This is a genomic window from Nevskia sp. (assembly GCF_023266035.1).
Classification (GTDB): domain Bacteria; phylum Pseudomonadota; class Gammaproteobacteria; order Nevskiales; family Nevskiaceae; genus Nevskia.
This window is the reverse complement of the sequence record NZ_JAHFRY010000009.1, coordinates 23273-48667: the sequence shown is the minus strand read 5'-3', so window position 1 is coordinate 48667 and position 25395 is coordinate 23273. Positions and strand designations below refer to the sequence as shown.

Annotated in this window: 26 protein-coding genes; 14 read left to right on the top strand and 12 right to left on the bottom strand. The window is 64.3% G+C overall.

What is annotated here, in order from left to right; genetic code table 11:
- The first annotated feature begins 99 nt into the window (after positions 1–99).
- The 9 genes from dmpE (at position 100) to Q0D45_RS02090 (ending at position 8074) form a co-directional block, all read left to right on the top strand.
- The gene (dmpE, locus tag Q0D45_RS02130; protein WP_293387833.1) at positions 100–900 is read left to right on the top strand and encodes a 2-oxopent-4-enoate hydratase; all 801 of its coding nucleotides are present in this window, start codon (positions 100–102) and stop codon (positions 898–900) included.
- A gap of 11 nt (positions 901–911) precedes the next feature.
- A complete protein-coding gene (dmpH, locus tag Q0D45_RS02125) occupies positions 912–1694 on the top strand; it encodes a 2-oxo-3-hexenedioate decarboxylase (RefSeq protein WP_293387830.1) in 783 nt (260 codons plus the stop codon).
- Positions 1695–1741: 47 nt separating this feature from the next.
- Positions 1742–2863: an aromatic ring-hydroxylating dioxygenase subunit alpha gene (locus Q0D45_RS02120; protein WP_293387827.1), complete on the top strand. Its 1122-nt coding sequence runs from the start codon at positions 1742–1744 to the stop codon at positions 2861–2863.
- Positions 2864–2875: 12 nt separating this feature from the next.
- Positions 2876–3961, top strand: coding sequence for an aromatic ring-hydroxylating dioxygenase subunit alpha (locus tag Q0D45_RS02115; protein WP_293387824.1), 1086 nt, complete (start codon positions 2876–2878; stop codon positions 3959–3961).
- A 21-nt stretch (positions 3962–3982) separates the two neighbouring features.
- Entirely contained in the window at positions 3983–4237 is a 255-nt protein-coding gene (locus Q0D45_RS02110; protein WP_293387821.1) for a 2-hydroxymuconate tautomerase, read from the top strand.
- Positions 4234–5139, top strand: a complete 906-nt coding sequence (locus Q0D45_RS02105) for an acetaldehyde dehydrogenase (acetylating) (RefSeq protein ID WP_366946311.1) — start codon at positions 4234–4236, stop codon at positions 5137–5139. The genes Q0D45_RS02110 and Q0D45_RS02105 overlap by 4 nt, the downstream gene beginning before the upstream one ends.
- Before the next feature lie 2 nt (positions 5140–5141).
- Entirely contained in the window at positions 5142–6212 is a 1071-nt protein-coding gene (gene dmpG / locus Q0D45_RS02100; RefSeq protein ID WP_366946310.1) for a 4-hydroxy-2-oxovalerate aldolase, read from the top strand.
- A gap of 83 nt (positions 6213–6295) precedes the next feature.
- Positions 6296–7228, top strand: coding sequence for a catechol 2,3-dioxygenase (locus Q0D45_RS02095; protein WP_293387818.1), 933 nt, complete (start codon positions 6296–6298; stop codon positions 7226–7228).
- Positions 7229–7324: 96 nt separating this feature from the next.
- The gene (locus Q0D45_RS02090) at positions 7325–8074 is read left to right on the top strand and encodes an SDR family oxidoreductase (RefSeq protein WP_293387815.1); all 750 of its coding nucleotides are present in this window, start codon (positions 7325–7327) and stop codon (positions 8072–8074) included.
- Positions 8075–8127: 53 nt separating this feature from the next.
- Here the strand turns inward: Q0D45_RS02090 and Q0D45_RS02085 are convergent, their stop codons facing one another.
- On the bottom strand, positions 8128–9099 hold the full coding sequence (locus Q0D45_RS02085) for a helix-turn-helix domain-containing protein (protein WP_293387812.1): 972 nt from the start codon (positions 9097–9099) through the stop codon (positions 8128–8130).
- 96 nt (positions 9100–9195) lie between these two features.
- Between Q0D45_RS02085 and Q0D45_RS02080 the strand changes: the two genes are divergently transcribed.
- Positions 9196–9738 (top strand): HD domain-containing protein, encoded by a 543-nt coding sequence (locus Q0D45_RS02080; protein WP_293387809.1) that lies wholly within the window; start codon positions 9196–9198, stop codon positions 9736–9738.
- A gap of 1 nt (position 9739) precedes the next feature.
- Here the strand turns inward: Q0D45_RS02080 and Q0D45_RS02075 are convergent, their stop codons facing one another.
- The 9 genes from Q0D45_RS02075 to Q0D45_RS02035 all read right to left on the bottom strand — a co-directional run bounded on the left by Q0D45_RS02075 (position 9740) and on the right by Q0D45_RS02035 (position 17689).
- Positions 9740–10210, bottom strand: a complete 471-nt coding sequence (locus Q0D45_RS02075; protein WP_293387806.1) for a nuclear transport factor 2 family protein — start codon at positions 10208–10210, stop codon at positions 9740–9742.
- A gap of 8 nt (positions 10211–10218) precedes the next feature.
- On the bottom strand, positions 10219–12165 hold the full coding sequence (locus Q0D45_RS02070) for an NAD(P)/FAD-dependent oxidoreductase (RefSeq protein ID WP_293387804.1): 1947 nt from the start codon (positions 12163–12165) through the stop codon (positions 10219–10221).
- Positions 12166–12269: 104 nt separating this feature from the next.
- Complete coding sequence (locus tag Q0D45_RS02065) at positions 12270–13325, bottom strand: phenol 2-monooxygenase domain-containing protein (protein ID WP_293387802.1); 1056 nt, start codon at positions 13323–13325, stop codon at positions 12270–12272.
- Positions 13326–13428: 103 nt separating this feature from the next.
- A complete protein-coding gene (locus Q0D45_RS02060) occupies positions 13429–13794 on the bottom strand; it encodes a phenol hydroxylase subunit P4 (RefSeq protein WP_293387800.1) in 366 nt (121 codons plus the stop codon).
- Positions 13795–13823: 29 nt separating this feature from the next.
- Entirely contained in the window at positions 13824–14258 is a 435-nt protein-coding gene (locus Q0D45_RS02055; RefSeq protein WP_293387798.1) for a tautomerase family protein, read from the bottom strand.
- 8 nt (positions 14259–14266) lie between these two features.
- A complete protein-coding gene (locus tag Q0D45_RS02050) occupies positions 14267–15895 on the bottom strand; it encodes a YHS domain-containing protein (protein ID WP_293387795.1) in 1629 nt (542 codons plus the stop codon).
- A 62-nt stretch (positions 15896–15957) separates the two neighbouring features.
- Positions 15958–16254 (bottom strand): MmoB/DmpM family protein, encoded by a 297-nt coding sequence (locus Q0D45_RS02045; protein WP_293387792.1) that lies wholly within the window; start codon positions 16252–16254, stop codon positions 15958–15960.
- Positions 16255–16375: 121 nt separating this feature from the next.
- Complete coding sequence (locus Q0D45_RS02040) at positions 16376–17380, bottom strand: aromatic/alkene monooxygenase hydroxylase subunit beta (RefSeq protein WP_293387789.1); 1005 nt, start codon at positions 17378–17380, stop codon at positions 16376–16378.
- A 27-nt stretch (positions 17381–17407) separates the two neighbouring features.
- On the bottom strand, positions 17408–17689 hold the full coding sequence (locus tag Q0D45_RS02035) for a phenol hydroxylase subunit (protein WP_293387786.1): 282 nt from the start codon (positions 17687–17689) through the stop codon (positions 17408–17410).
- Positions 17690–18001: 312 nt separating this feature from the next.
- Here Q0D45_RS02035 and Q0D45_RS02030 point away from each other — a divergent pair, with 312 nt between their 5' ends.
- Both Q0D45_RS02030 and Q0D45_RS02025 read left to right on the top strand, forming a co-directional pair.
- On the top strand, positions 18002–19849 hold the full coding sequence (locus tag Q0D45_RS02030) for a sigma-54-dependent Fis family transcriptional regulator (protein WP_293387784.1): 1848 nt from the start codon (positions 18002–18004) through the stop codon (positions 19847–19849).
- Positions 19846–20469, top strand: coding sequence for a DUF2238 domain-containing protein (locus tag Q0D45_RS02025; RefSeq protein WP_293387782.1), 624 nt, complete (start codon positions 19846–19848; stop codon positions 20467–20469). The genes Q0D45_RS02030 and Q0D45_RS02025 overlap by 4 nt, the downstream gene beginning before the upstream one ends.
- On the opposite strand, the gene Q0D45_RS02020 is transcribed toward Q0D45_RS02025, so the two are convergent.
- Both Q0D45_RS02020 and Q0D45_RS02015 read right to left on the bottom strand, forming a co-directional pair.
- Positions 20466–21758 (bottom strand): TolC family outer membrane protein, encoded by a 1293-nt coding sequence (locus tag Q0D45_RS02020; RefSeq protein ID WP_293387780.1) that lies wholly within the window; start codon positions 21756–21758, stop codon positions 20466–20468. The two genes, Q0D45_RS02025 and Q0D45_RS02020, sit on opposite strands and share 4 nt — an antisense overlap.
- A gap of 11 nt (positions 21759–21769) precedes the next feature.
- A complete protein-coding gene (locus Q0D45_RS02015) occupies positions 21770–22414 on the bottom strand; it encodes a TetR/AcrR family transcriptional regulator (RefSeq protein WP_293387778.1) in 645 nt (214 codons plus the stop codon).
- A 199-nt stretch (positions 22415–22613) separates the two neighbouring features.
- Here Q0D45_RS02015 and Q0D45_RS02010 point away from each other — a divergent pair, with 199 nt between their 5' ends.
- Positions 22614–23753 (top strand): HlyD family secretion protein, encoded by a 1140-nt coding sequence (locus tag Q0D45_RS02010; RefSeq protein ID WP_293387776.1) that lies wholly within the window; start codon positions 22614–22616, stop codon positions 23751–23753.
- Between the two features lie 37 nt (positions 23754–23790).
- Positions 23791–25350, top strand: coding sequence for a DHA2 family efflux MFS transporter permease subunit (locus Q0D45_RS02005; protein WP_293387774.1), 1560 nt, complete (start codon positions 23791–23793; stop codon positions 25348–25350).
- The last annotated feature ends 45 nt before the right edge of the window (positions 25351–25395 follow it).

Sequence of the window (25395 nt, the reverse complement as noted above, 5' to 3'; positions counted from 1 at the left end):
AGTTTAAACGCCGGGTGAACTCAGTCTCATGGCGAGTTCACCGAAGACGGTGGGATGCGCGGTGAAGCCGCTTTCCCACCCTACGAAAGAGAGATGAACATGGACGGCAAGACCGGCTTCACCGACGAACAGGTTCGCCACTACGGCGACGAGCTGTACAACGCGCTGATCACCCGCACCACCGTTGCGCCGCTGCTGGCGCGCGAGCCGCTGATCACCATCGACGATGCTTATCGCATCCAGCAGCGCATGGTCGCGCGGCGCCTCGAAGCCGGTGAGCACATCGTCGGCAAGAAGATCGGCGTCACCTCGAAAGCGGTGCAGGACATGATCGGCGTCACTCGTCCGGACTTCGGCCAGCTGACTTCCGGCATGGCTTTCGTCGAAGGCCAGGAAGTCTCGCTGGCCTGCCTGATCCAGCCGAAGGCGGAAGCCGAAGTGGCCTTCGTGCTCAAGCACGATCTCAACGGCCCGGGCATCACCGCGACCGACGTGATCCGCGCTACGGACTACGTCGTCGCCTGCTTCGAGATCGTCGACAGCCGCATCACCGACTGGAAGATCAAGATTCAGGACACCGTCGCCGACAACGCTTCCTGCGGCGTCTATCTGCTCGGCAAGGCGAAGAAGAAGCCGACCGATCTCGATCTGAACCTCGCCGGCATGGTGCTCGAACGCAACGGTGATCTGTTCTCCACCGCGGCCGGCGCTGCGGTGCAGGGCGGGCCGGTCAATGCCGTCGTGTGGCTGGCCAACACGCTCGGCGCGCTCGGCATTCCGTTCAAGGCCGGCGAAGTGATCCTGTCCGGCTCGCAGTCCTCGCTGATTCCGGTGGTCGCTGGCGATCACATGCGTTGCACCGTCGGCGGCCTCGGCAGCTGCGATATCCGTTTCGTCTGAAGGCCAAGACCATGCTCGACACCACGATCATCAACAAGCTGACCGACCGCGTGCTCAACGCGCAGGATCATGCGACCACCATGACCAAGCTCACCGACGAGTATCCGTCGATGAGCATCGAAGACAGCTATGCGGTGCAGGATGAACTGCGCCGCCGCTGGATCGCCCGCGGCGATCGCTGCGTCGGCCTCAAGGCCGGTCTGACCTCGAAAGCCAAGATGCTGCAGATGGGCGTCGACGAGCCGAGCTTCGGCATCCTGATGGCCAGCTTCTCGCGCCCCGAGAACAGCGCGATCGACATCAAGGAACTGGTGCATCCGCGAGTCGAGGCCGAGATCGCTTTCGTGACCAAGGCCGAACTGAAAGGCGACCTCACCATCGAGCAGGTGCTGGTGGCGACCGACTACATCATCCCGGCCGTCGAAGTCATCGACTCGCGTTACGAGAAGTTCAAGTTCGATCTGGTCAGCGTGATCGCCGACAACGGTTCCTCGTCGCGTTACGTCACCGGTGGCCGGCCGCGCGATCCGCGCGAACTGGATCTGCGCACGATTGGCGTGGTCATCGAGAAGAACGGCGAAATCATGGCGCTCGGTGCCAGCGCCGCCGTGCTGAATCATCCGGCCAATGCCGTGGTGATGCTGGTCAAGCACTTGGCCTCCCGTGGCGAAGTGCTGCCGGCGGGCAGCTATGTGATGACCGGTGGCATCACCGAAGCGATCCCGGTTTCAGCCGGCGACTGCATCACCGCGCGCTTCCAGGACATGGGTTCGGTGTCCTTCCGCTTCGTCTGAGTTTCGCAAGCACACAAGGCCGCAGAGCCGCGATGGAGGAGACTGCAATGTTCGTCAAGAATGCCTGGTACAACGCCGGCTGGGACTACCTGTTCACGCAGAGCCAGAAGAACTCGCTCACCCAGGCCAAGGGTGCGCTGGTGGCTCGCAAGATCGCCGGTGAACGAGTGGTGCTGTATCGCAAGCCGAGTGGTCCGATCGTGGCACTGGAAGACCGCTGCGCGCATCGTCAGGCGGCGCTGTCGCTGGGTCAGAAGGAAGGCGACAACATCCGCTGCATGTACCACGGCCTGCGCTTCGGTCCGGACGGCAAATGCAACGAAGTTCCCGGTCAGGACCACATTCCGCCGCGCGCCTGCGTGCGCGCCTTCCCGGTCGTCGAGCGTGACAACTGGGTCTGGGTCTGGATGGGCGATCCGGCCAAGGCCGATGAAAAGCTGATCCCGCATGCCATCGGCCCGGGCAACCCGGACTGGAACGTCAAGACCTCGCAGATGCACGTCAATGCGAGCTATCGGCTGGAGATCGCCAATCTCGCCGACCTGACCCATCTGGTCTGGGTTCATCGCGACACGCTGGGTGCGCCAGATCCGATGACGCGCGACAAGTACACGCACATCAAGCCGACTTTCACGATGCTGCCGAACGGCATGCGCACCGAATACGTGGTGCGCAAGTCGCCGATCAGCACCTTCCTGTCGCATCTGTTTCCGCCCGGCACGCTGTTCGATCTGCACTTCGACGTCACCCACACGATTCCCTGCACCTGGGTGCTGCATTTCCGCGTGCATATCGCCGACGACCGCGACGAAGGCGCGCCGACCGGCCCGATGATCGCCGACACCTGGACTTCACAGGCGGTGACGCCGAACGATGCCGAATCGGTCGATTACTACTATTCCTGGGGCGCGGCGAAGCACTGCGAATTCCCGGGCCTGTCCGAACTGCTGCGCGACAACCTCGACGACGCGTTCACCGAGGATCGCCAGGTGCTGGAGGCGCAGCACGTCCGGGTCAGCGAGCGGCCGGACTTCCAGACCGTGTCGATCATCCACGACGCCGGTCCTTCGAAAATCCTGCGGCTGCTCGACGAGATGCTGCGTGCCGAAGCCGGCGACAGCGCGACGGCGACCACTACGGCCGCCCACGCCGAACCCGCGATGGCCTGAGGAGACTGCCCCATGAAAGCCCTTCAGAACGTCTGGTATGTCGCTGCGATATCGACCGAAGTCGACGCCACTGCGCTGTTCCACCGCAAGATTCTCGACACCTCCATCCTGATCTACCGGAAACAGGACGGTACGCCGGTCGCGATGCATGACCGTTGTCCGCATCGTTTCGCGCCGTTGCATCTCGGCAAGCGCGTCGGCGACGAAGTGTCCTGCCTCTACCACGCCCTGCGCTTCGACTGCTCCGGCCGCTGCACGCACAACCCGCATGGCACCGGCGCAACGCCGCCGAGTGCGCGCGTGCGCGTCTACCCGCTGCTGGAACGCTATGGCTTCATCTGGATCTGGATGGGCGAGGCCGCTGCAGACGCTTCAAAACTGCCGGACTTCAGTCCGCTCGAGGAAGGCCATCCCAACGCGGTGGCTGCGACCTACATGCACATGAAAGCGAACTACGAGTTGATCACCGACAACGTAATGGACTTGAGCCATATCGATCACGTGCATGGCGAGATCATCACCACCCGCGGCCAGCTGTCGCCGCTGACGCCAAAGCTGAGCGAGACGTCGACCACCGTCACCTCGCGATCCGAGTGGACGCAGCAGCCGCCGCTGATGATCTTTTCGCCGTTCATGCCGGAGCCGCTGGGCCCCGCGCGGCATTACTTCGAGATCACCTGGACGGCGCCGGCCAACATCCAGCTGTCGGTCGGCGCGGTGCAGGACCCGACGAAGAATCTCGATCTCATCGACTGCGTCGGCCAGTACGACCTGCATACCTGTACGCCGGAAAGCGCCGACACCACGCACTACTTCTTCGCGACGCGACGCAATCATCTGGTCGAAGACGGCGAGTACAACAAGGCCAAGATCCAGGCCATGCATGCCGCCTTCGAGACCGAGGACGGACCGGTCATCGAAGCCGTGCACGCCGAGATGGGCACCGATGATTTCTTCGGTCTGCATCCGGTGCTGATCTGCAATGACGCCGGCCCGATCAAGGTCCGACGCCTGCTGCGCAAGATGATCGACGCCGAAGGACAAGTGCCGGCTGCGAGTCGTCGCGTGTATGCGATGTCCGCCGTCGAAAGTCCCTGAATCCACTTCCCGAGAACCCTCATGCCCATCATCCAGTTCAACCTGCTCGAAGGCCGCACGGTCGAGCAGAAACGCAGGCTCGCACAGCGCGTCACCGAGACCGTCGTCGAGGTGCTTGGCGTCAAGCCCGAGAACGTTCGCATCCTGATCCACGAGATGGGCGGCGAGGACTTTTCAGTGGGCGGCGTCACCGCAGCACAGAACGGCAAGATGCCGGCGCCGGCTGCCGTGAACGGCGTCAATGGCCAGTTGCATCGGGAGGCCGCCGCATCATGAAAAAGATCCGTTGTGCCTTGATCGGCTCCGGCAACATCGGCACCGATCTGATCTACAAGATCCAGCGTTCGCCGCTGCTCGAACCGGTGTGGATGGTCGGCATCGATGCGAATTCCGAAGGTCTCAAGATGGCCCGCGACATGGGCCTGAAGACCACGCATGAAGGTGTCGATGGCCTGCTGCCACATGTGCTCGAAGACGGCATCCAGATCGCTTTCGATGCCACCAGCGCCTACGTCCACAAGTCGAACTCGGACAAGCTGACGGCGCTCGGCGTGATGATGATCGATCTGACGCCAGCCGCGATCGGCCCGCTGTGTGTGCCGCCGGTGAATCTCGCCGAGCACGCCGCCAAGGGCGCGATGAACCTCAACATGATTTCCTGCGCCGGCCAGGCGACGATTCCGATCGTCCGCGCCGTGTCGCGCGTACAGGGCGTCAGCTACGCCGAGATCATCGCCAGCGTCGCCTCGAAATCGATCGGCCCCGGCACCCGCGCCAATCTCGACGAGTTCACCTACACGACCTCGAACGCCATCGAAGTCGTAGGCGGCGCGCGCAAGGGCAAGGCGCTGGTGGTGGTCAATCCGGCCGAGCCGCCGATGATGATGCGCAACACCATCTACTGCCTGACCGACGACAAGCCGGACGAGGCCGCCATCCGCGAATCGGTGCAGCAGATGATCGGCGAAGTGCAGAAGTACGTGCCTGGTTATCGCCTGGTCAATGGCCCGGTATTCGATGGCAACAAGGTGGCCGTGTTCATGGAAGTGAAGGGCCTTGGCGACTACCTGCCGACCTACGCCGGCAACCTCGACATCATGACCGCCGCTGCGACGCGTACGGCCGAGATGTTTGCCGAAGGAATTCTCGCGGGACGCATCGAACTGAAGGCAGCCTGATCATGAGCACGACGACCAACGACGGTTTCATCGACTTGAAGGGCCGCAAGGTCCTGATCCACGACATGAGCCTGCGCGATGGCATGCACGCCAAGCGCGAGCAGATTTCCACGGCACAGATGGTCGCGGTTGCTTCGGCGCTCGACGCTGCCGGCGTGCCGCTGATGCAGGTTGCCCATGGCGGCGGCCTCGGTGGCAATTCGCTGCAGCACGGCTTCGCCATGCACTCCAACGAGGAGTACTGGACTGCGGTGATGCCGCACATCAAGCGCTCCAAGGTCTCGGTGCTGCTGATCCCGGGCATGGGCACGATGAAGGAATTGCAGTCGGCCTACGACCACGGCGTGCGCAGCGTCAGCGTGGCGACTCACTGCACGGAGGCCGATACCACGCCGCAGCACATCGCCTATGCCCGCAAGCTGGGCATGGACACCGTCGGCTTCCTGATGATGGCGCACCTGAATACGCCGGAAGGCCTGGCGGTGCAGGGCAAGTTGATGGAGAGCTACGGCGCCGAATGCGTCTATGTCACCGACTCGGCCGGCTACATGCTGCCGGAGGATGTGAAGCGTCGCGTTCGTGCCTTGCGCGATGTACTGAAGCCGGAAACCCAGATCGGCTTCCACGGCCATCACAACCTCGGCATGGGCATCGCCAACTCGATTGCCGCGATCGAGGAAGGTGCTTCGCGCATCGATGCCTCGGTGGCCGGCCTCGGTGCCGGTGCCGGCAACACGCCGCTGGAAGTGTTCGTCGCGGTCTGCGATCGCATGGGCATCGACACCGGTTGCGATCTGTTCAAGCTGATGGACATGGCCGAAGACCTGATCGTGCCGATGATGGATCAGATGGTGCGCGTCGATCGTGCTTCGCTGACCCTAGGCTTCGCCGGCGTCTATTCGACGTTCCTGCTGCATGCCAAGCGGCTCGGTGCCAAGTACGGCTTGCCGGCGCGCGACATCCTGGTCGAACTCGGCAAACGCAAGATGATCGGCGGCCAGGAAGACATGATCGAAGACACGGCACTGACCATGGCGCGCGAGCGCGGTCTGCTCAACGACAAAGCGGCCTGAACGGAATCGAGCCGCGAAGTTTCTTCACCGAATGCAGCAGCCAACGACCGAATCCGGTCAGCGATAAAGCGAGGAGAAAGCATATGTCTATGAGAGGCGTCCTGAGAGTCGGCGAGATCGCGATCCGCGTCACCGACATGAAGAAATCGAAACACCATTACGACCACATCATGGGTCTGCATGAAGTGCTCGAAGACGCCGAAGGCCGCGTCTACTACAAGTGCTGGGACGAGCATGACCATCACTCGATCGTGCTGATTCCCAGCGATCGTCCTGGCATGGATTACTTCGCGTTCAAGGTTTATGACGATGCGACGCTTGATCGTCTCGAACCGAAGATCAAGGCTTTCGGCCTCGAGGTGAAGCACATCGCCGCCGGCGTCTATCCGAAGAGCGGCCGGCGTCTGGAGTTCGTGCTGCCGTCCGGCCATACGATGCAGCTCTATGCGCACAAGGATCAGATCGGCAACACCATGGGCCTGCACAACCCGGGTGTCGTGCCGGACGACGGCGTCGTCCGCGGCTTCAACATCAACCGTCTCGATCACCTGCTGCTCGGCGGCCACAACCTCGATGAGTGCGTGCAGCTGTTCACCGAAGTGTTCGAGTTCGATCTGTCCGAGAAGCTCATCCATCACGAAGCGAAGATTTCGCTGGCCGTGTTCCTCAGCTGCTCGACCACGCCGCATGACATCGCGTTTGTCCTGCAGCCGGAAAAGAACAAGTTCCACCACGCTTCGTTCCTGCTCGAATCGGCGCATGACGTGGTCAAGGCCGCAGATCGCATCGGCAAGTATCGGGTGCCGGTGGATGTCGGCCCGAACCGTCATGGCATCACGCGCGGCTCGACGATCTATTTCTTCGATCCCAACGGCAACCGCAACGAAGTGTTCTCGGAAGGCTATATCCATTATCCGGACACGCCGACCCTGGTCTGGGACACGACCGAGCTGGGCGCGGCGACTTTCTCGCAGGACTTCACGCCGCGCGAAAGCTTCCTGAATGTGCTGACGTGATGAAGCAGTGGCTAGTGGTCAGTGATCGGTGGTTAGTAGCTCGACGCTGATACCGGTCACTAGCCACTAACCACTAACCACTGACCACTGCATCCCATGAGACAAGAAACCGCCATCGTCGTCGGCGCCACCGGCGCGATGGGCCAGGTCATCGCGCGCCGTCTGGCGGCACGCGGCCTGAAAGTGATCGCCGTCGCTCGCAGTGCCGACAGCGTCGCCGCGCTTGCAGCCGGTCAGCCGAACATCGTCGCCTGCGTCGCCGATATCTCTGCGGATACTTCGATCGCCGCCATCGCGGCGATGATCGACGGCCCAGTGCGGATGCTCGTGCATGGCCCCGGCGTGGCCACTGCTGGCGGCGTGATGAGCGCGCCGACAGCGGCGGTTGTCGATGCCGTCAACATCAAGGTCGGCGGCCTGCTGCGGCTGGTGCGCGCGGCGGACGGTCAACTGCAACGCGGCTCGCGCATCGTCGCGATCGGCGGCCACTACGGCTTCGAACCCACCGCTTATGCCGCCACTGCGGGCGTCGCCAACGCGGCGCTCGCCAACGTCGTCCGCCAGTACTCCTGGGCTTACGGATCGCGCGGCGTGACGGCGCATCTGGTTGCGCCCGGCCCGGCGGATACCGATCGCCTGCGCCGGGTCGCCACTTCCCGCGGCGAACGCGACGGCATCAGCGCCGACGCGGTGCTCGACGAGATGCGTCAGGAATCGGCGATCGGCGCCTTCACCACGGTCGAGCAGATCGCCTGGGCGATCGAACTGCTGCTGGCGCCGGAGGCCGATGCCCTGGCCGGCGGCACCTTGTTCATGGACGCCGGCCGCCGCAAGGGCCTGCCGTAAAGCCTCTGACCGAAGTCGCGGCCCGCGCATCGACCTGTTGATCGCGTCCCCGATCAGCTGCCGCTGAAACTCGCCCGCCAGGCACCCGGCGACACGCCCAGCGCACGCCGGAAATGCTGGCGCAGCGACACTGCCGAGCCGAAGCCGGCGAGTACCGCGATCTGCTCGACGGGATGCTCGGTGGTTTCCAGCAGGCGTTGGCTGAGCGCCAGGCGCTCGGCAGTCAGCCAGTCGATCAAGGTCATGCCGGTACGTTCGCGGAAGCGGCGCGTGAAGGTTCGGCGGCTCATCAGCGCGCGGGCGCTCAGGGAATCGAGATCGTGCGGCTGGTGCAGATGGCCGTGCAGCCAGGTGATCAGCGCATCGAGCCGGGTATCGGCGCCGGTGGTCGGCAGCGGTTGCTCGATGAACTGCGCCTGCCCGCCCTGACGGTGCGGCGGCACCACCAGCCGGCGCGCGACCTTGTTGGCGATCTCGCTGCCGCAGAGGCCGCGCAGCAGATGCAGGCAGCAATCAAGTCCTGCGGCGGTGCCGGCCGAGGTGGTGATCAGGCCATCGTCGAGATAGAGCACGCCGGCATCGACGTCGATGTCCGGATGCTGGCGCGCCAGTTCGGCGGCATAGCCCCAATGCGTGGTCGCGCGGCGGCCTGCGAGCAGGCCGGCGTCGGCAAGCACGCAGGCGCCAAGGCAGAGGCCGACGATCCGTGCGCCGCGGGCATGGGCGGCTTGCAGCGCGTCGAGCAGCGCCTGCGGCGGCCGTTCGGCCGGATCGCGCCAGCTGGGCACGATGATCAGGCCGGCGTCATCCAACGCCTCCAGACCGTGGTCGACGCTCAAGGAGAAGCCGGCCGTGGTCCGCAGCGGCCCGGGCTCCGAGGCGCAGACCTTGAACTCGAAGTGAGTGAGGCCCGGATGTTCCTCGCCGAACACGGCGCAGGGCACGGCGAGATGGAAGGGGCTGATGCGATCGAAGGCGACGACGACAACGATCGGCAGCGGTCGGGACAGGTTAGGGGCAGGCATGGCCCGATGCTATCGGCTTTTGTCGTTCGGGCCACTGACGGTAGCAAGCCTGCAGTCTCGATAATCGCTTTCAGCCACTGCTCCGGACGCATAGCCATGACCGTTGAACTGAACTTCCCGCTGCTCGACGAAATCCTCGGCCAGTGGACCGAACAGCTCGGGCCGGACCTGCTGCCCTATCGCAATCACTGCTCGCGGATGCTCAACTTCTGCTTCGCGCTACAGCCCGGCTGCACGGCCGAAGAGCGTGAGCAGCTGATCATCGCCGCGGCCTTCCATGATCTCGGCATCTGGTCCGACGGCACCATCGACTACCTGCCGCCGTCTGAAGTCCGCGCCCGGGATTACCTCAGTGCACGCGGCAAGACGGAATGGATTCCGCTGGTCGATCGCCTGATCGACGAACACCACAAGCTGCGCGCCTACCAGGACGCGCGCTACCCGCTCGCCGAAGTGTTCCGCAAGGCCGATCTGGTCGACGTGTCGCTGGGCCTGGTTCGTTTCGGCTTGCCCGGTGCGTTCGTCAAGGAGGTCAAGACCCGCTTGCCGAACGAAGGCTTCCACAAGAAGCTGATGAGCCTGGCCGGCGGCTGGTTCAAGCTGCATCCGCTGAGCGCGCCGCCATTCATCAAGTGGTAGCTCAGCCTTGCGGCGGTGCCTTCAGCGGATAGCCAAGCCCGGCGTAGTCCCAGCCCCCGAGTTCCAGCCGCTCGAGACTGGCATCCTGCGGGCTCGCGTAATACGCCCGGATGTCCTGGATCAGGCCGCGTTCGCTGTAGCGGTACCACTCGTCGCCGCGCAGCAGCACGTGCTTGCGGCGCTTGAAGTGCGACCACTCGATCGCGGCGCGGCGTGTCGCGGGATCGACGATCACGTGATCGACGGTCCAGTACGAACCCAAGGTTTCGACCGCCGCCTGCCAGCGTTTGCCGATGGTCAGCGCACCACGAAACGGGCCTTCGTACATGCCGGGCGGAAAGTAGTGCACGCCGTCCGGCTCGAAGTAGGCGGCGATCCGTTCGGCGTCGCCGCTGTTGCAGGCGTCGAAATAGGCGCGGATGTGGGCTTCGATGCCGGCGGCGGTCAGTGTTGCGCAGACAGGCTCATGCATGGTGGTTCTCAACTCAGTGTGTAGTCCTGCGGCTCGATCTGCCGCGTGCGCCGCCACAGCTCCAGCCCGGTGAATGGCCAGTTCTGGGTGACCCGGCCCTTGGCGTTCTTGTACCAACTGCTGACCTTCGAATAGCCCCAGGCGCGCAGCCCGTTCGCTTCATCGATGCGCTCGTTGTACTGCGCGTAGATCTCCGGCTTCACGTCGATCGCCTTGAGGTTCTTCTCCAGCAGCAACCGCACGCCTTCGAGCACGTAGTTCGCGGCGCACTCGGAGATGTAGATGATGCTGGCACCGTGCAGCACCAGATTGGTGTTCGGGCCATACAGGCAGAACAGATTCGGGAAGCCGCTGATCGTGGCGCCCAGGTAGGCGCGGGCGTCGCTGTTCCAGACCGTGTGCAGATCATGGCCGCCACGGCCGATCACCTGCATCGGCATCAAGAACTCGGAGGCCTTGAAGCCGGTGCCGTAGATCAGCACGTCGTATTCGTGGTCGACGCCATCGACGGTCCTGATGCCCTTCGGCGTGATCCGCTCAATGCGCGTGGTGATCGCCTTGACGTTGTTGCGCTTCAGGGTCGCGACCCAGGTGCCGTTGTCGCGCGGCAGCCGCTTGGAACCCGGCGGCACCTTCGGCACCAGCAGCGGCCGCAGCTCGGGACGATCGGCGATCTGGAATTCGGCCCAGCCGGTCAGCGCCTGGCGCACGGCATCGTTGGCGGCGGAGATCGCGATCTCGGTCGGCGGATAGCTCGGGTCGACGATCGCGGTATCGAGGAAACCGATCAGCTGCGGCGTGAAGGTGAACAGGCGATGCCACTGGATGTAGTTCGGCAGATTCGCCATCAGCCAGCGCAGGCCGTCCTCGGTCTGTGCGTGCAGATGCGGCGTCGGCAGCAGCCAGGGAATGGTGCGGACGTGGATGTCGAGTTGCGCGGCAACTCGCGCGACATGCGGAATGAACTGCGTGGCGCTGGCGCCGGTGCCGATCACACCGACCCGCTTGCCTTCGAGATTCACCGACGCATCCCAGCGCGCCGAATGGAAGTGCTGGCCGGCGTAGCTGTCGCGGCCTTCGATGTTCGGCCAGCTTGGCCGGTTCAGCTGGCCGACACCGCTGACCACGACGTTCGCCTGCGCCGTCTCCTCTCCGTTCGGGCCACGCAGCTTGATCGTCCATTGCGCCGTGGCCTCGTCCCAGGTCGTCGCAAGCACTTCGCGGTTCAGGCGAATGTGCTCGCGCAAGCCAAGCAGGCTTGCGCAGTCCTTGAGATAAGCCAGCACCTCGTCGCGGGCGCCGAAGTATTCCGGCCAGATGCGCTGCGCGAAGGTGTAGCTGTAGATGAAGCTGTTGATGTCGACGCGGCAGCCGGGATAGCTGTTCTCGAGCCAGGTGCCGCCGACGTCGCCGTTCTTCTCGTAGATGGTGAACGGCACGCCAGCCTGTTTCAGGCGATGCGCTGTCAGCAGGCCGCTTTCGCCAGCGCCGACGATGACCACATGGAACCTGCGGTCCGGCGCGAGCTGAGCTTTCGTCCACGCCGGCCGCTGCGGATCGTCCTCGCCGAACACGATCTGCTCGTTGAGCAAACGCTGCAGCGGCTCGGCGTCCTTGCCGCAGATCCAGACCAGCACCGCCTGCATGAAGTCGTAGCCGGGACGGCCCGGCACCGGCTTGCCGCTGTCGCGGAACTTGCGCAGCACCTCGAAGCACTGCGCGCGGCCTGCGGCTTCCTGGTCTTCGGAAAGCTGGCTGGCATAGGTCGCCAACTGATAGGTCGGCGTCCACTCCGGTTTCAGCAGCGAGGCATCGCCGGACAGATGCGCGGCGGTCATCACCAGCACCGGAAACTCGCCGGCGCTGCAGTAGTGACGTAGCGCGTCGTCGCCAGCCGTCAGGCGAGTGACGTCAGGTGCAACGGTGGCGCCCGCAGCGGTGGTTTGCACAGTCATCAGGTCTCCTCGAACCGTTCGTTCGCGAAGCTCTGCCGGCTTCGTCGTTGTTCATCGAGTGTGCAGAGCGGGCGTTGCTCCGTTAAGCCCGGGCCAGCCCGCGTTCAGATCTTCTTGAACAAGGGGCTGCGCACCTGCTGGGCATCGGCCGCCGACAGGAACTTCTCCTGGTAGATGTCGCGCTCGAACAGCCGGCCCTGCATCAAGGTGGTGATGCAGGCGTCAATCATCAGCGGCGGGCCGCAGAGATAGGCCTTGTGACCGCGGAAGTCATTGTCGAAATGGGCCTTCGCCGCATCGTGGATGAAGCCGTGGAAGCCGGACCAGTCGCTGCTGTCCGGCTCGTTCGACAGCGCCGGCACATAGGTGAAGTTAGGGTACTTCTCCGCGAGCGCCTTGAACTCCTCGTGGTAGTACAGCTCGGCCATCGAACGCTGGCCGTAGACCAGGGTGATCGGCTGATCGCTGTCGGCTTCGAGCAGATCGAGAATCATGCTGCGCGGGCTCGACAGGCCCGAGCCGCCGGCCATGAACAGGCTCGGGCTGCTCGCCGACTTGCGCACGAAGAAGCGGCCATACGGCCCGGCGATCTTGACTCGATCACCGACCTGCAATTGCTGATGCAGCCAGGCGGTGCCGACACCACCGGGGACGATGCGCACGTTCAGCTCGATCTCGTTGCCGGTAGCCGGCGGATTGGCCAATGAGAACGGCCGCGAAAAACCGAGATCGCCGATCGTCACGTTGACGTACTGGCCAGCCTGGAAATGCATCGCTACATCGAGCTGCACCCAGATGCCCTTGATCGTCGGCGTCAGGTCTTCGATGCGGCTGATGCTGCCTTCGAAGTCGCGCACCGGAATGATCTCGGCATCCGGCTCTTCGTCGATATCGGCTTCGATGGTGACGTCGGATTGCAAGGTGGCGCAGCAGGCCAGGGTCTTCTTCTCGTCGCGTTCGAAATCCATCAGCGCGAACGGCGAGGCATCGCCGTGCTCGACCTCGCCATCGACCACCTGCACCTTGCAGGTCGCGCACAGGCCATGACAGCAGGCGTGCGGCAGCCAGATACCGGCGCGCAGGCAGGCGTCGAGGATGGTTTGCTCGTCTTCGACCGAAATGGTCTGGCCGAGCGGTTCTATGGTGAGTTCGTAGCTCATCTTGTCTGGCGTTTAATGTTTCTAATGGAGTCGTAGGGCGGCCCGCGGCCGCCGCCACGGCGCAAATGAATCGGGACATGGCGGGCGTGGCCCGCCCTACGAATCAGCAGACCGCATTGCCATTAACGCCAGCAAGCCCCGGCGTGCTGAAGCTGATCGTGGTCTTGTGGCCGATGCCGTTGTCGACCAGCGACTTCGCCGGGTCCGGCTTGAACGGGCCTTTCGAAGTCTTCCATTCGACCTGGCTCCAGTCGATCTGCTTGAAGTTCGGATGGGCGCCGAAGATGCCCGGCAGCACGCCTTCGATCAGCGTGCCGAACGGCATCGTCGGCGGCAGCGGCACGCACATCGGCCAGGCGAACATCAGGTGCTTTTCCCAATGGATGTTGACGATCTGGTTGCCGCGAAACTTGTCGACGCTGTCCTTGAAATCGCCGTGGTAGTCCGGCGTGATGGCCTTGATGGGCATGCTTGTTTCCTCGTTATTGGGTAGTCAGTTCAGGCCGTCGCAGCCCGCGCCGCGATCTCCGTCGCCCGCCGCACACTCGCCGGCACGCCGCCGATGCCCCAGCGATCCGGGTGCACTTCGTCGATCTGCAGGCGGATGCGCTCGGCATTGGCGCCGAGCACTTTGGCGACGACCGCCGTCATCTCGGCGATCAGCTGGTGATGCTGTTCCACCGGCCGGCCCTGCAGCAGCACCATGCGGATGAATGGCATCTCGATCTCGCTGCGCGCGACGGTCTGCAGCACCTCGTCACCGGGCCGGCCGTCGAGGCCCCAGAGTGCTGGCTCCACTTCGGTGACCCAGACTTCGAGCCTATCCTTCGGTGCGCCGATGATCCGGGCCAGGGTGTTCGAGCACTCCACCACCAGCTGCTTCAGAGTGGCTCGCGGATGGCCTTTCAGGACGATGACATTGCAGACGGGCATGGCGGCTCTCAGATTGCTTTGCGGGCGGCGTCGGATGGATTGCTGGTGTCACGAACGGCATCGGTGTAGGCGCCTTCGTGGATGTTCGCCGGGCGTGAAGTCCACTTCTCCCAGTTGGTCGCATCGGCGCTGCCCTTGAAATCACCGCCATCGACACCGGGCTTGATGCCCATGTAGCGCAGCGCTTCGTACATTGGGTTGAAGCCGGGCGCGGTCGGGTCGACATCGGGCAGGAAGCAGTTGCCCTGATAGATTTGGTGCACCGGCAACCAGGCGTGCACGAACTTCTCCGGCGTGTCGTCGAAGATGTCCTTGCAGCCGTCCGAACACATGTGGAAGGTCTCGCCCTTGTATTCGGTTTCACGCAGGGACAAGGTCGTCGGATCGTCCGGCTCGGTGAACAGGCAAGGCCACTGGCAGACCTGGCAGAGCTGCGGCAGCGTGGTGTTCTTGAATGGCGTGCCGGCCTTTTCCATTTCGCGCCAGTACTCGTAGCGCGGCCGGTAGTACTTGTCGAAAGTGTCCGGATACTTCTCGGACATCCAGTCCATTTCCTCATTGGACGGCAGCCACATCTGGAAGCCGACGGCATCACGGTTGGCGTAGAACACGCTCCACATCTGGTGGGCAACATGGCCCTTCTCGGCGATGGTTTCCGGCGCACGCTTCGGCGGCTTGATGCCGTAGCGGGCGAGATCGGCGAACAGCGCGCCACCGTTCTGCTCGTAATAGATTTCCCAGGCTTCGTTCCAGGCCATGACCCGCTTCGGCAGCATGTAATCCATCATCGTCGCCAGTAGCGACAACAGGCGATAGCCGCGCCAGAACCACTTGTCGATCCACTTCTGGACCAGCGGCACATTGGCCGGATCCTGTTCGAGCAGGAACTTGATCACCTCGATGCCGAGGGTCATGTGCCGCGCTTCATCGCTTTGCGCCGAGAAGCCGAAGCTGACCGTGGCCATGTCGCCGTTGAACGCCGCGCCGGACATCCACGGCATGAACGCGAGGTTGGTCAGCACGTACTCGAACGCGAAGCTGATCGCGACGATGAACTCGAACGGACCGGAAGTGACGGCGTCCTCGAAGAACGATTTCGGAATCGACAGATACCAGGCGCGATCGAACTGGTACGGGAACTCGTTCATGCCGGTGAAGTACTTCGCGTACTGGCTGATCGTGTGGATCTGCGTGGTCGCGTGGCGCAGTTCGTCGAGCGACTGCATCTGCGCGGCGATGCGCGGACCGACGCCCGGGAACTCGCGCGCAAGCATGTTGAAGCCGCGATGCGAGTCGTACTCGAGTTCGGTGATGCCGTTGATGAAGATCTTCAGCGCCTGCACGTAGCGGGCGTCGGTGACGTTGAACTGGCCGTTGTTCTGCTGGAAAGCATCGACGATCGCGTAGAGCTTCCGCTCCTTCTCGCCTTGGTACTTCCAGTAGGCATCCATGGTCAGGCGGAATGGGTCTTCCCATTTCTCCCAATCGTGGATCTTGATGCCTTCGAAGCTGATGTTGCGGAAGATCTCTTCGTGCTTCTCGTAGCTGGGTTCCCAGCCGAGTCCGCGCGTCAGCAGCGCGTAGTTTTCCTTGAGGCTCAGTTTCTTCGCGGGCTTTACGTTGCCTTCAGCGGCCATGGATGTTCTCCTTCAAGCAGACAGATTGTGTTGATTCGAAATGGAGTGATGAAAGAGCGGCTTCAGGCCGTTCTCCACTCGAGCGTGAATTCGTCTTCGGATTCGTCGACATTGCCGGCGATCGAAATCATGTTGATCTGGATTTCCCGCAGGTCGAAGTCGCGGCCCAGATGTTCCTCGACCGAGGCCCGTTTGATCACCAGGCGTCCCGGGCAATCGATCTTGACCATCGCCGGGTATTCGTGGACGACGGCATTCGGGTTGTCCTGCCGGATCGCTTCGATGATCGGCATGGTGTCGTTGTTGGCTTGCAGCGCGATAAAGACCGGCTGGAGCATTTTCTTTTCTGGAGCAGTCATGACGCCTTTCTCGATTGGAGTGGTGTTGCCGTCCCTGGCGTGACAGAAGTCTTGTCCGGGACGGCCGGCCCGGCCATCCGTGGCCGGGCGTGCGGCGACGCAAGTGATGCCATCCGAGGCATCACTTAAGCGCGTCGCCGCACCCGAGCCTTGCCGCCCGGGTATTGAAGGCGGCAACGACGGCAGCAAGCGCGTCCTCGGACTGGTTGCCGAGGGTGCTCTGCGCGATCGGCGCCAGCGCCGTGACCAGGCGATCACGCCAGGTCACGGTCCAGCCGGACAGCAGCGCCTTGTTCTCGGGGTTCTCGGCGGCGGCAGTCTTGATCACCGCGTCGACCCACTTGCCAGTCTCTTCGTACCAGCGCATCAGGTAGTCGGTCAGCGATGACAGTGCCGAACCGTTGCCGGCGGCGATCGCCGAGTCCAGATGCTGGAAGAACAGCGGATAGACCAGCGCATCGGCGACCAGGATCTGAGCGATGAACACCTCGAACCAGTCGCGGGTGACGAACATGCGCTCCACTTCGCGGCGTAAGCCCTGCCAGTCGGCGTGATCGGTCCAGGTGGTCTTCGAGGCGAGCAGCGATTCGCCGCTGTTGCCGTCGATCAGCAGGCCGATGCGCGAGATGTGCTGCGCCATGCCCAGGCGATCCATGGTGTTCATCATCGCTGGCGAAGTGACCGCCGTGCCGTAGGCATAGGCGGCGACGTGGGCGCTGTTGGTGTTCGCACCCCACTCGTAGTGACGCAGCGGCACGATCGCGTGCTCGATCAAGGCGCGGGTATCGGCCGGCAGCGCCCGCAGCAGGTCGCGTTTCTCGACGAAATCCAAGGTGCGATCCAGCGCGTCCTGCTGCTTGGCGCGGGTGGTCGTGTAGTTGCCGTAATAGAACTGGCGCGGGTCTTTCAGCGCATACCAGTCCTTCATCGTGATCGCCGTGCGGCGGACGTCGAACATCTCGCGCTCCGGATCCCAGAGCGGCTTGTAATGGAAGTTGGCCGACGACTGGATGTCGTAGGTCGCCTCCTGATAGCGGCTTGCCGGCTTGTCGCCGAAGCGGCGCTGCAGATGGCCGAAGCTGTTGCTGAGCGGTTTGACGCTCTTGGTCCTGATCTCGACAGTCATGGTCCCTCCTCGCAGATTGGTTTGTTGTTATTCGCTGATGCCGGGCTGGCCGTAACGCCACTTGAGCGCATCGGCATCGATCTGCGCGGCCTGGGCATCGTTTAGGTGGATGACGTGGTTGCTGGCGCAGAACTCGCGGTACGCGGCCATCGGCATGATCAGTTCGCAGGCCAGCGAGGGATCGCCGATGGCGAAATCGAAGATCACGAAGCCGTCCGGCCGGTGCTCGCGCAGGCGGACGTAACGTTGCTGGGCGCTGGGATCGGCAGGCCCGGCGGCCCGCTGGGCGTACAGGGAAACGACGGTCATCTCTCTCTCCAGTCTCGCGACGGCCCGCTTTCAGCGGTGCCGGTGATCAGGTCTTGGCCTGACGTCATGACTGTGAGATTGCATCGAGCGTGCCAGTGATCGCGAGCGCTCGCGAGGCGGCTCAGATAAGCACTCAAGCCATTGATTGAAAAACGTTTGATAGCCTGTTGAAGTGGTTCACGCTTTGATCGTATACCTGAGGTTTCAGTCGGACTTTGATGATTTGATCAATTCGACAGCTGCGCAGATGAGAACACTTGATCCAATGGTTTAATCTGATGATCAAATCTGCTGCTCTTCGAGACTACGGCCATGCCTGCATCGCCTCCTGCAGCCGCTGCGAAAAATTCGCCTGGCCAGAGTCCGGGCGCGGCACCGCTGCCGGCGGCGCTGACCTATCCGGACGTTGCCGATCTGCTGGCTCGTATTCGCTTTCAGCCGGAACAGGGCCGCATCTGGCTGGACGACCAGCGCATGTTGCTGTTGCACAGCTCGGCGCTCGGCGTGCTGCGCCGAGAGTTGATCGAAAGCCTCGGCGTTGATCGTGCGCGCGGTCTGCTGACGCGCATCGGCTACAACTCCGGTTCGCACGATGCCGAGCTGTCGCGAAAGCTGCGCGGCAGCGGTGGTGCCGCCAACGCGATCTATGGCGGACCGCAGCTGCACATGCTCGAAGGCACGGTGCGGGTCGAGCCGGTGATGATGGAAGTCGACGAGGAGAAGGGGCATTTTCACGGCGAGTTCTTGTGGCACGGTTCCTCGGAGGCCGAGGAACACATCCGCCTGTACGGCATCGGCAGCGAACCGGCCTGCTGGCAGCAGATCGGCTACGCCTCCGGCTTCATCAGCCGCTTCATGGGCCGGCCGGTGCTGTTCCGCGAAGTGCAGTGCTGCGCACAGGGCGCCAGCCACTGCCGGATCATCGGCAAGCCGGTCGAGGAATGGGACGATGCGGCGGGCGATCTCGCCTTCCTGCGCGCCGATGCGCTGACCGCCGGCCTCGCCGCGTCGGCGCCCACCGATCTCGGCGCGGCCTCACCAATCGGCAGCGCCGCGCAGGACCTGCTCGGCGATACCGACGTGGTCGGCGCCTCGGCCGGCTTCAACGCCGCCTGCCACATGGTCCGCCGGGTCGCCGATACCCAGGCCACGGTGCTGTTTCTCGGCGAAAGCGGCGTCGGCAAGGAAGTGCTGGCGCGCAGCCTGCACCGGGTCAGCCCGCGCGGCGCCGGGCCGTTCATCACCATCAATTGCGCGGCGATTCCGGAAACCCTGATCGAATCAGAACTGTTCGGTGTCGAGCGCGGCGCCTTCACGGGGGCCACCACGGCCCGGCCGGGCCGCTTCGAGCGCGCCCACGGCGGCACGCTGTTTCTCGACGAGATCGGCATCCTCAGCTGGACGGCGCAGGGCAAGCTGCTGCGCGCGCTGCAGGAGCGGGAGATCGAAAGAGTTGGCGGCACGCGGACCCACAAGGTCGACGTGCGGCTGGTCGCGGCGACCAATCTCGATCTCCGCGAGGAGGTTCGCGCCCGGCGCTTCCGCGAGGATCTGTTCTTCCGTCTCAACGTCTTCCCGATCACCGTGCCACCGCTGCGCGAGCGCCGCGAAGACATCCCGATCTTCATGAATCACTTCCTGCGCAAGTTCAATCTGCGCAATGCCCGCAAGGTCACCGGCTTCACGGGGCGGGCGATCGACGCGATGCTCGGCTATGACTGGCCGGGCAACATCCGCGAGCTGGAAAACATCGTCGAGCGCGGCATGATCCTGGCGCCGGAAGGCGGGGCTATCGACGCTTTCCACCTGTTCTCCGGCGGCGAGCAACTGGCCAGCGGCAGCTTGAGCCTCGATCGTGGCGGCAGTCTGCGCAGCGATCAGCAGAAGGCGGCGGCCGAGGCCGCGCCGCTTGTCGAACAGGCGACGCCCGAAGTCCGTACCCGCCGGGTCATTGCCGATCTGCTCGATGCGGTCGGCAATGGAGCGGCCGAGGGCCTGTCGATCGATCGCATCGAAGCGCTGATGATCGAACGTGCCGTGGCGCAGGCCAGCGGCAATCTTTCAGCGGCGGCGCGCCTGCTCGGCATCACCCGGCCGCAGCTCGCCTATCGTCTGAAAGCCGCTCGGCGCGGCGCCACTCCAGAAACCACCAATACATGAACGACAACTCCCGCCTGCACTGGGCGCTGGTCCTGCTGGTGACCGCGGCGCTGATCGCCTCGGCCATCGCACCGTTCGATCGCATGACCTGGGTCATGGAAGTGCTGCCGGTGGTGCTAGTCGCGCCAGTGCTGTGGTTCAGCCGCCGGCGTTTTCCGCTGACCACCTTGCTCTACGTGCTGATCGCCGTGCACGCGCTGGTGCTGATCGGCGGCGGCGCTTACACCTACGCCCGCGTGCCGATCGGCAACTGGGTGCAGGAGGCGTTCGCGCTGTCCCGCAATCCCTACGACAAGCTCGGTCATCTGCTGCAGGGTTTCGTGCCGGCGCTGGCGACGCGCGAGCTGTTGATCCGCCATCGCATCGTCGTCGGCCACGCGTTCATCGTCGGCCTGCTGTCGGTCAGCGTGGCGATGGCGATCAGCGCCATCTACGAGCTGATCGAATGGGCGGCAGCGGTCGCGCTCGGCCAGAACGCCGACGATTTTCTCGGCACCCAGGGCGATCAGTGGGATACCCAGTCCGACATGCTGATGGCGCTGATCGGATCGACCTTGGCGATGCTGCTGCTGGCGCGCTGGCATGACCGAGCGATTCGGCGGCTATCGATCCCGCACTAGGGAATTGCGGAGAGGGTCAGCCGGCCAGTCGCGCCGAGCAACTGCAGTGCGGCCAGCGAGCGATCGTGCTGGCTGGTTGCGAGATTGACGGTGGCGGTCAGCAGTTCGCGCTGGGCGTCGAGCAGATCGAGGGTGGTGCGGGTGCCGACGGCTTGCTCGCGCTGGACGCTGTCCAGCGCCAGTTCGCTGGCCTTGACGGAAGCTTCGTAGGCGGCGATCACCTGCGCCGAGGATTGGTACATCGCCCAGGCTTGGGCGATTGATTCGGTCGAGGCGCGGCGGCTGTCGGCGGCGCGGGCTTCGGCGGCCGAGGCTTCGGCCCTTGCCGCCGAGACACGCGAGGCGACGGCGCCACCGGCGTAGATCGGCAGCGTCGCTTTCAGCTGCACGGACCAGTAGGTCTGGCGGTCATAGGTGAACGTCGAATCGTCGGCGTCGTTGGCTTCGGCTTCGATCGACAGGCGCGGCAGATGGCCGGCCTGTTCGGCACTGATCCGCGACTTCGCGGCGCGGTCCTCGGCATCGGCGGCGCGCACGGCCGGCGTATCGGCCGATACCGCCAGCGCTTCGGCCAACGTCGCCGGCACCAGCGGCTTCGGCCAGTCACCGGGCAGCTGATCCGGCGGTTGGCCGACCACGCGCTCGTAGGCGGCCGCGCTCACCGATTCGGTGGCGCGCGCCCGATACAGGTTGGCACCGGCTTCGGCTAGCCGCGCTTCTGCCTGGGCGACATCGGCCTTGGTCGCTTCGCCGGCATCGAGGCGCTTGCGACTGTCGTCCAGCGCTTGTTGAAGGCGCTGGACATTGGTTTCGTTGAGGCCGATCACGGCGCGGTCCCGCTTCACGTCGAGCCAGGCGCTGGCGGCGGCGAACAGCAGTTGCTGAGCCGTCGCAGCCTCGTTCTGCTCGGCGCCTTCGCGCTTCGAGCGCGCGGCATCGATCTGGGCGCTGACCAGTCCGCCGCTGTACAGCGGCTGGCTGGCGACCAGGCCCCAGCTCAGCGGCTGGCGGGCGCCTGCCTGCGGGAACTGGGCATCGGTATAGAGCCGCGAGCGGCCGCCGATGACGCTGGCATTGACGCTCGGCAGGTAGCCGGCGCGTGCGGCCTCGACTTCCGCGGCGCTGCCGGCGGCGGAGAGATGCGCGGCCGCGAGGCGAGGATCCTGCTGCAGCGCGCGTTCGGCGGCTTCGTGCAGGCTGGTGGCGTTGGCTTGCGCGGCCGTCAACGACAGGAAAACGGTAACCGCGATGCGGTTCAGGACGCGGTTGACTTGGGGGCTGCGGTTCATCTTTCGGATCTTCAAAGGGAATCAGGGCGTCGCGCGCAGCCATGCAGGAACAGGCTGACGACACCGGCAATGTGCTGGGCGGCGTTGCGGCCGGGCAGGAAGGGTTCGAAGCCGAGCAGCGCGCGGTGCTGCGGGTTGGCCTTGACCATCTCGATGAACTGCACGGCGGTGAATTCCGGGTCCGGGCAGACCAGGCGGCCGGCCTCGTGCTGGCGGCGGAAGTAATCGCCGAGCAGCTTGCGTCCGCGCGCCGGCCCGTATTCGTAGAAGCGTTGGGCGAGTGCCGGGAAGCGCGGCATCTCGGCGATCATGATGCGGAACAGCTCGAGCCGCTTGCGGTCGAGAAACATGGTGACAAAGAACTCGGCCAGCGCAGTGAGCGTCGCCTCGATGTCGTCATCGGCCTGCGCCGGCACCTTGAAGCCGCGCATGAACTCGTCGCAGCGCGCGGTGATGATGTCGCCGAACAGGCCTTCCTTGCTGCCGAAATAGCGGTACAGGCTGGCCTTCGAGCCACCGACTCGGCGCATCACTTCCTCGATGCTGGCACCTTCGTAACCGTATTCCAGGAACACGTCGAGCGCTGCCGCAAGCATGGCATCGCGCCGCGCCGTGCCGCGGGCGCCGAGCGCTTGCGGCTCCGCACTGGCCGCCACGGGTAATGGTTTGCGGGCAGCCGCACGCCTGGCTTTGGCAGGCGCGGGTTTCACGACTTCTGGCTTTGCAGGAGGTTTGACTTTCGCCACGTCGGAGGCACAAAATGAAATGTAACGTTCATTACACTATCAGCCGGTTTCCGCTGCTGCAAGCAGCTCGACGACCCGCTCTGCAGGAAGCACCCCGGAAGCACTGACGATGGCCACCACGATCGAACCTCCCGTTTCAGGGCCCGTTTCAGGGCCCACTTCCGGCCCCGTTGCCGATACCAGGGCAGCCAGCACGCCGCGTCGTTTCCTGCGTCTGGCGATCCTGCTGGTCGTCCTGATCGCCGCCGCCGTCTTTGCCTGGCGCTGGTGGACGGTCGGGCGTTTCTTCATCTCGACCGACAACGCTTACCTGCGCGCCGACATCAGCGTGCTGACGCCGAGAGTCGGCGGTGAAATCGTCACCCTGAAGGTGCGCGACAACCAGACCGTCGCCGCCGGTGATCTGCTGCTGGAGATCGACCGTCGTGATTACGCCGCCCGCGTCGACAGCGCTCGCGCCGCCGTTGCCGAAGCGCAGGCGGCACTGGCCGGCAACGGCCAGCAACGCGGCCAGCAGGACGCCGCGATCGCCGAAGCCCGTGCCCAGGTTGCGGCCGCACGCGCCAGTGAAGTGCAGACCCGGGGTGAACTCGATCGCGCCCGCAGCCTGCTGAAGGATGGTGTCGCCACCCGCCAGCGGCTCGACAACGCCGAGGCCGCACATCTGAACGCCGTTGCCTCGGTGGCTCGCGCCGCTGCCGGCGTGCAGGCCGCCGAACGGGCGATGACCACGCTCAGCGACAGCAGTCGCGCCCGGCTCGAAGCGTCGCTGTCGGCGTCCGAAGCACAGCTGAAGCTGGCCGAGATCGATCTCGCCTCCACGTCCATCGTGGCGCCGGTGGCGGGTACGGTTGGCGATCTGTCGGCGCGGCTTGGCGAGCGCGTGCAGCCGGGCCAGCGCCTGCTGTCGCTGGTGCCGCTCGACCAGCTCTATGTCGAAGCCAACTTCAAGGAAACCCAGCTGAACCAGATGCGCATCGGCCAGCCGGTGGAGATCGCGATCGACGCCTTTCCGGACGCCGTGCTGCACGGCCATGTCGACAGCTTCTCGCCGGCCTCGGGTGCCGAATGGGCGCTGCTGCCGGCGCAGAACGCGACCGGCAACTTCACCAAGATCGTCCAGCGGGTGCCGGTGCGTATCGCGCTTGATGACAAGACCGCGCTCGCCGGCCGGCTGCGGCCGGGGCTGTCAGTCGAAGCCAGCGTCGATACGCGAGCTGCGGCTGAAGCTGGCGCGGCCAAGCACTAAGCATCCGAACGTGGCTGCGATATCGCCTACTGCTGCCATGCCGACTGCCGACGAACGGGCGCGCAACCGGCTGGCCTGGTTCGGCTTCATCGCCATGCTGTTCGGCAACTTCATGGCGATTCTGGATATCCAGATCGTCGCTTCGTCGATCAATCAGCTGCAGGCCGGGCTGTCGGCCAGCGCCGACGAAATCCAGTGGGTGCAGACCTCGTATCTGATCGCCGAGGTGATCGCCATTCCGCTGTCCGGCTATCTGTCGCGGCTGCTGTCGACACGGGTCTACTTCGTCATCTCCGCGCTCGGTTTCACCCTCGCCAGCATCGCCTGTGCGACGGCCTGGAACCTGGAATCGATGATCGTGTTCCGGGTCATCCAGGGCTTCCTCGGCGGCGGCATGATCCCGACCACCTCGGCCTCGATGTACCTGATGTTTCCGCCCGCACGGCGCGTGCTGCCGCAGGTGTTGTTCGGCCTGATCGCGACCCTGGCGCCGTCGATCGGGCCGACTGTCGGCGGCTGGCTGACCGAGTCGGCGTCCTGGCACTGGCTGTTCCTGATCAACGTGCTGCCGGGCTTCGCGGTTGCCTACGCCGTATGGCATCTGGTGAAGATCGATCAGCCGCAGCCCGAGTTGCTGAAGGTCATCGATCTGCGCGGCCTGCTGTTCATGGCGGTGTTCCTCGGCTGCTTCGAGTACACGCTCGATGAAGGCCCGCGCAATGACTGGTTCTCGGAGGATTCGGTAGCTGTCTGCGCGGTGCTGGCAGTGCTGGCCGGCATGCTGTTCTTCCATCGCATGTTCACCGCCGAGCATCCGGTGGTTGATCTCCGGGCCTTTGCCGATCGCAACTTCGCGCTCGGCACCGTGCTGGCGATGGCCGTCGGCGTCAGCCTGTACACGCTGATCTATCTGACGCCGCTGTTCCTGGGCCAGGTGCGCGGCTACAACAGCCTGCAGATCGGCCACGTGATGATTGCCCAGGGCGTGGCGATGTTTCTGACCGCGCCGATCGCCGGCCGCCTGTCGAAATTTCTCAGCTTGAAAACCATGCTGGCGATCGGCATCTGCAACGTCAGCATCGGCGCCTGGTTGAACAGCCGGCTGACCGCCGACTGGAGCGTCGTCGAATTCATCGTGCCGCAGATCTTCCGCGGCAGCGGCTTCCTGCTGTGCATGTTCTCGATGACCAATCTCGCGCTCGGCACCCTGCCGATGTCCGAGGTCAAGAACGCCAGCGGCCTGTTCAACGTGATGCGCAACATCGGCGGTGCGCTCGGTCTGGCGCTGATCAACACGCTGATCAACGAACGCAGCTGGCTGCACTGGCAGATGCTTGGCGAATCGGTACGCGCCAGCCATCCGCCGGTGCGCGAGATGTTGGCCGCCGGCCAGACCATCACCGGCAGCGAAGCCGGCGCGATGTCGCTGCTGATGCGGCAGATGCAGCAGCAGGTGGCGGTGATGACTTACGGCGACATGTTCGCCTTGATATCGATGATGATGGCTTCAGTGTTGTTGATACTGCCGTTGATCCGTTCGCCGCGTGCCAATCCTGGCGCCGGGCCGGGCACGGAAGCTGCCGCGAGTGGTCATTGAGACATACGCTAGAGTCTCGACCAATCCAGACCCCTTTTCGCCGTT

Excerpts from the sequence above, each read along its gene's own strand:
- dmpE (WP_293387833.1), top strand. The coding sequence starts at position 100 with ATGGACGGCAAGACCGGCTTCACCGACGAACAGGTTCGCCACTACGGC.
- dmpH (WP_293387830.1), top strand. The coding sequence starts at position 912 with ATGCTCGACACCACGATCATCAACAAGCTGACCGACCGCGTGCTCAAC.
- Q0D45_RS02120 (WP_293387827.1), top strand. The coding sequence starts at position 1,742 with ATGTTCGTCAAGAATGCCTGGTACAACGCCGGCTGGGACTACCTGTTC.
- Q0D45_RS02115 (WP_293387824.1), top strand. The coding sequence starts at position 2,876 with ATGAAAGCCCTTCAGAACGTCTGGTATGTCGCTGCGATATCGACCGAA.
- Q0D45_RS02110 (WP_293387821.1), top strand. The coding sequence starts at position 3,983 with ATGCCCATCATCCAGTTCAACCTGCTCGAAGGCCGCACGGTCGAGCAG.
- Q0D45_RS02105 (WP_366946311.1), top strand. The coding sequence starts at position 4,234 with ATGAAAAAGATCCGTTGTGCCTTGATCGGCTCCGGCAACATCGGCACC.
- dmpG (WP_366946310.1), top strand. The coding sequence starts at position 5,142 with ATGAGCACGACGACCAACGACGGTTTCATCGACTTGAAGGGCCGCAAG.
- Q0D45_RS02095 (WP_293387818.1), top strand. The coding sequence starts at position 6,296 with ATGTCTATGAGAGGCGTCCTGAGAGTCGGCGAGATCGCGATCCGCGTC.
- Q0D45_RS02090 (WP_293387815.1), top strand. The coding sequence starts at position 7,325 with ATGAGACAAGAAACCGCCATCGTCGTCGGCGCCACCGGCGCGATGGGC.
- Q0D45_RS02085 (WP_293387812.1), bottom strand. The coding sequence starts at position 9,099 with ATGCCTGCCCCTAACCTGTCCCGACCGCTGCCGATCGTTGTCGTCGTC.
- Q0D45_RS02080 (WP_293387809.1), top strand. The coding sequence starts at position 9,196 with ATGACCGTTGAACTGAACTTCCCGCTGCTCGACGAAATCCTCGGCCAG.
- Q0D45_RS02075 (WP_293387806.1), bottom strand. The coding sequence starts at position 10,210 with ATGCATGAGCCTGTCTGCGCAACACTGACCGCCGCCGGCATCGAAGCC.
- Q0D45_RS02070 (WP_293387804.1), bottom strand. The coding sequence starts at position 12,165 with ATGACTGTGCAAACCACCGCTGCGGGCGCCACCGTTGCACCTGACGTC.
- Q0D45_RS02065 (WP_293387802.1), bottom strand. The coding sequence starts at position 13,325 with ATGAGCTACGAACTCACCATAGAACCGCTCGGCCAGACCATTTCGGTC.
- Q0D45_RS02060 (WP_293387800.1), bottom strand. The coding sequence starts at position 13,794 with ATGCCCATCAAGGCCATCACGCCGGACTACCACGGCGATTTCAAGGAC.
- Q0D45_RS02055 (WP_293387798.1), bottom strand. The coding sequence starts at position 14,258 with ATGCCCGTCTGCAATGTCATCGTCCTGAAAGGCCATCCGCGAGCCACT.
- Q0D45_RS02050 (WP_293387795.1), bottom strand. The coding sequence starts at position 15,895 with ATGGCCGCTGAAGGCAACGTAAAGCCCGCGAAGAAACTGAGCCTCAAG.
- Q0D45_RS02045 (WP_293387792.1), bottom strand. The coding sequence starts at position 16,254 with ATGACTGCTCCAGAAAAGAAAATGCTCCAGCCGGTCTTTATCGCGCTG.
- Q0D45_RS02040 (WP_293387789.1), bottom strand. The coding sequence starts at position 17,380 with ATGACTGTCGAGATCAGGACCAAGAGCGTCAAACCGCTCAGCAACAGC.
- Q0D45_RS02035 (WP_293387786.1), bottom strand. The coding sequence starts at position 17,689 with ATGACCGTCGTTTCCCTGTACGCCCAGCGGGCCGCCGGGCCTGCCGAT.
- Q0D45_RS02030 (WP_293387784.1), top strand. The coding sequence starts at position 18,002 with ATGCCTGCATCGCCTCCTGCAGCCGCTGCGAAAAATTCGCCTGGCCAG.
- Q0D45_RS02025 (WP_293387782.1), top strand. The coding sequence starts at position 19,846 with ATGAACGACAACTCCCGCCTGCACTGGGCGCTGGTCCTGCTGGTGACC.
- Q0D45_RS02020 (WP_293387780.1), bottom strand. The coding sequence starts at position 21,758 with ATGAACCGCAGCCCCCAAGTCAACCGCGTCCTGAACCGCATCGCGGTT.
- Q0D45_RS02010 (WP_293387776.1), top strand. The coding sequence starts at position 22,614 with ATGGCCACCACGATCGAACCTCCCGTTTCAGGGCCCGTTTCAGGGCCC.
- Q0D45_RS02005 (WP_293387774.1), top strand. The coding sequence starts at position 23,791 with ATGCCGACTGCCGACGAACGGGCGCGCAACCGGCTGGCCTGGTTCGGC.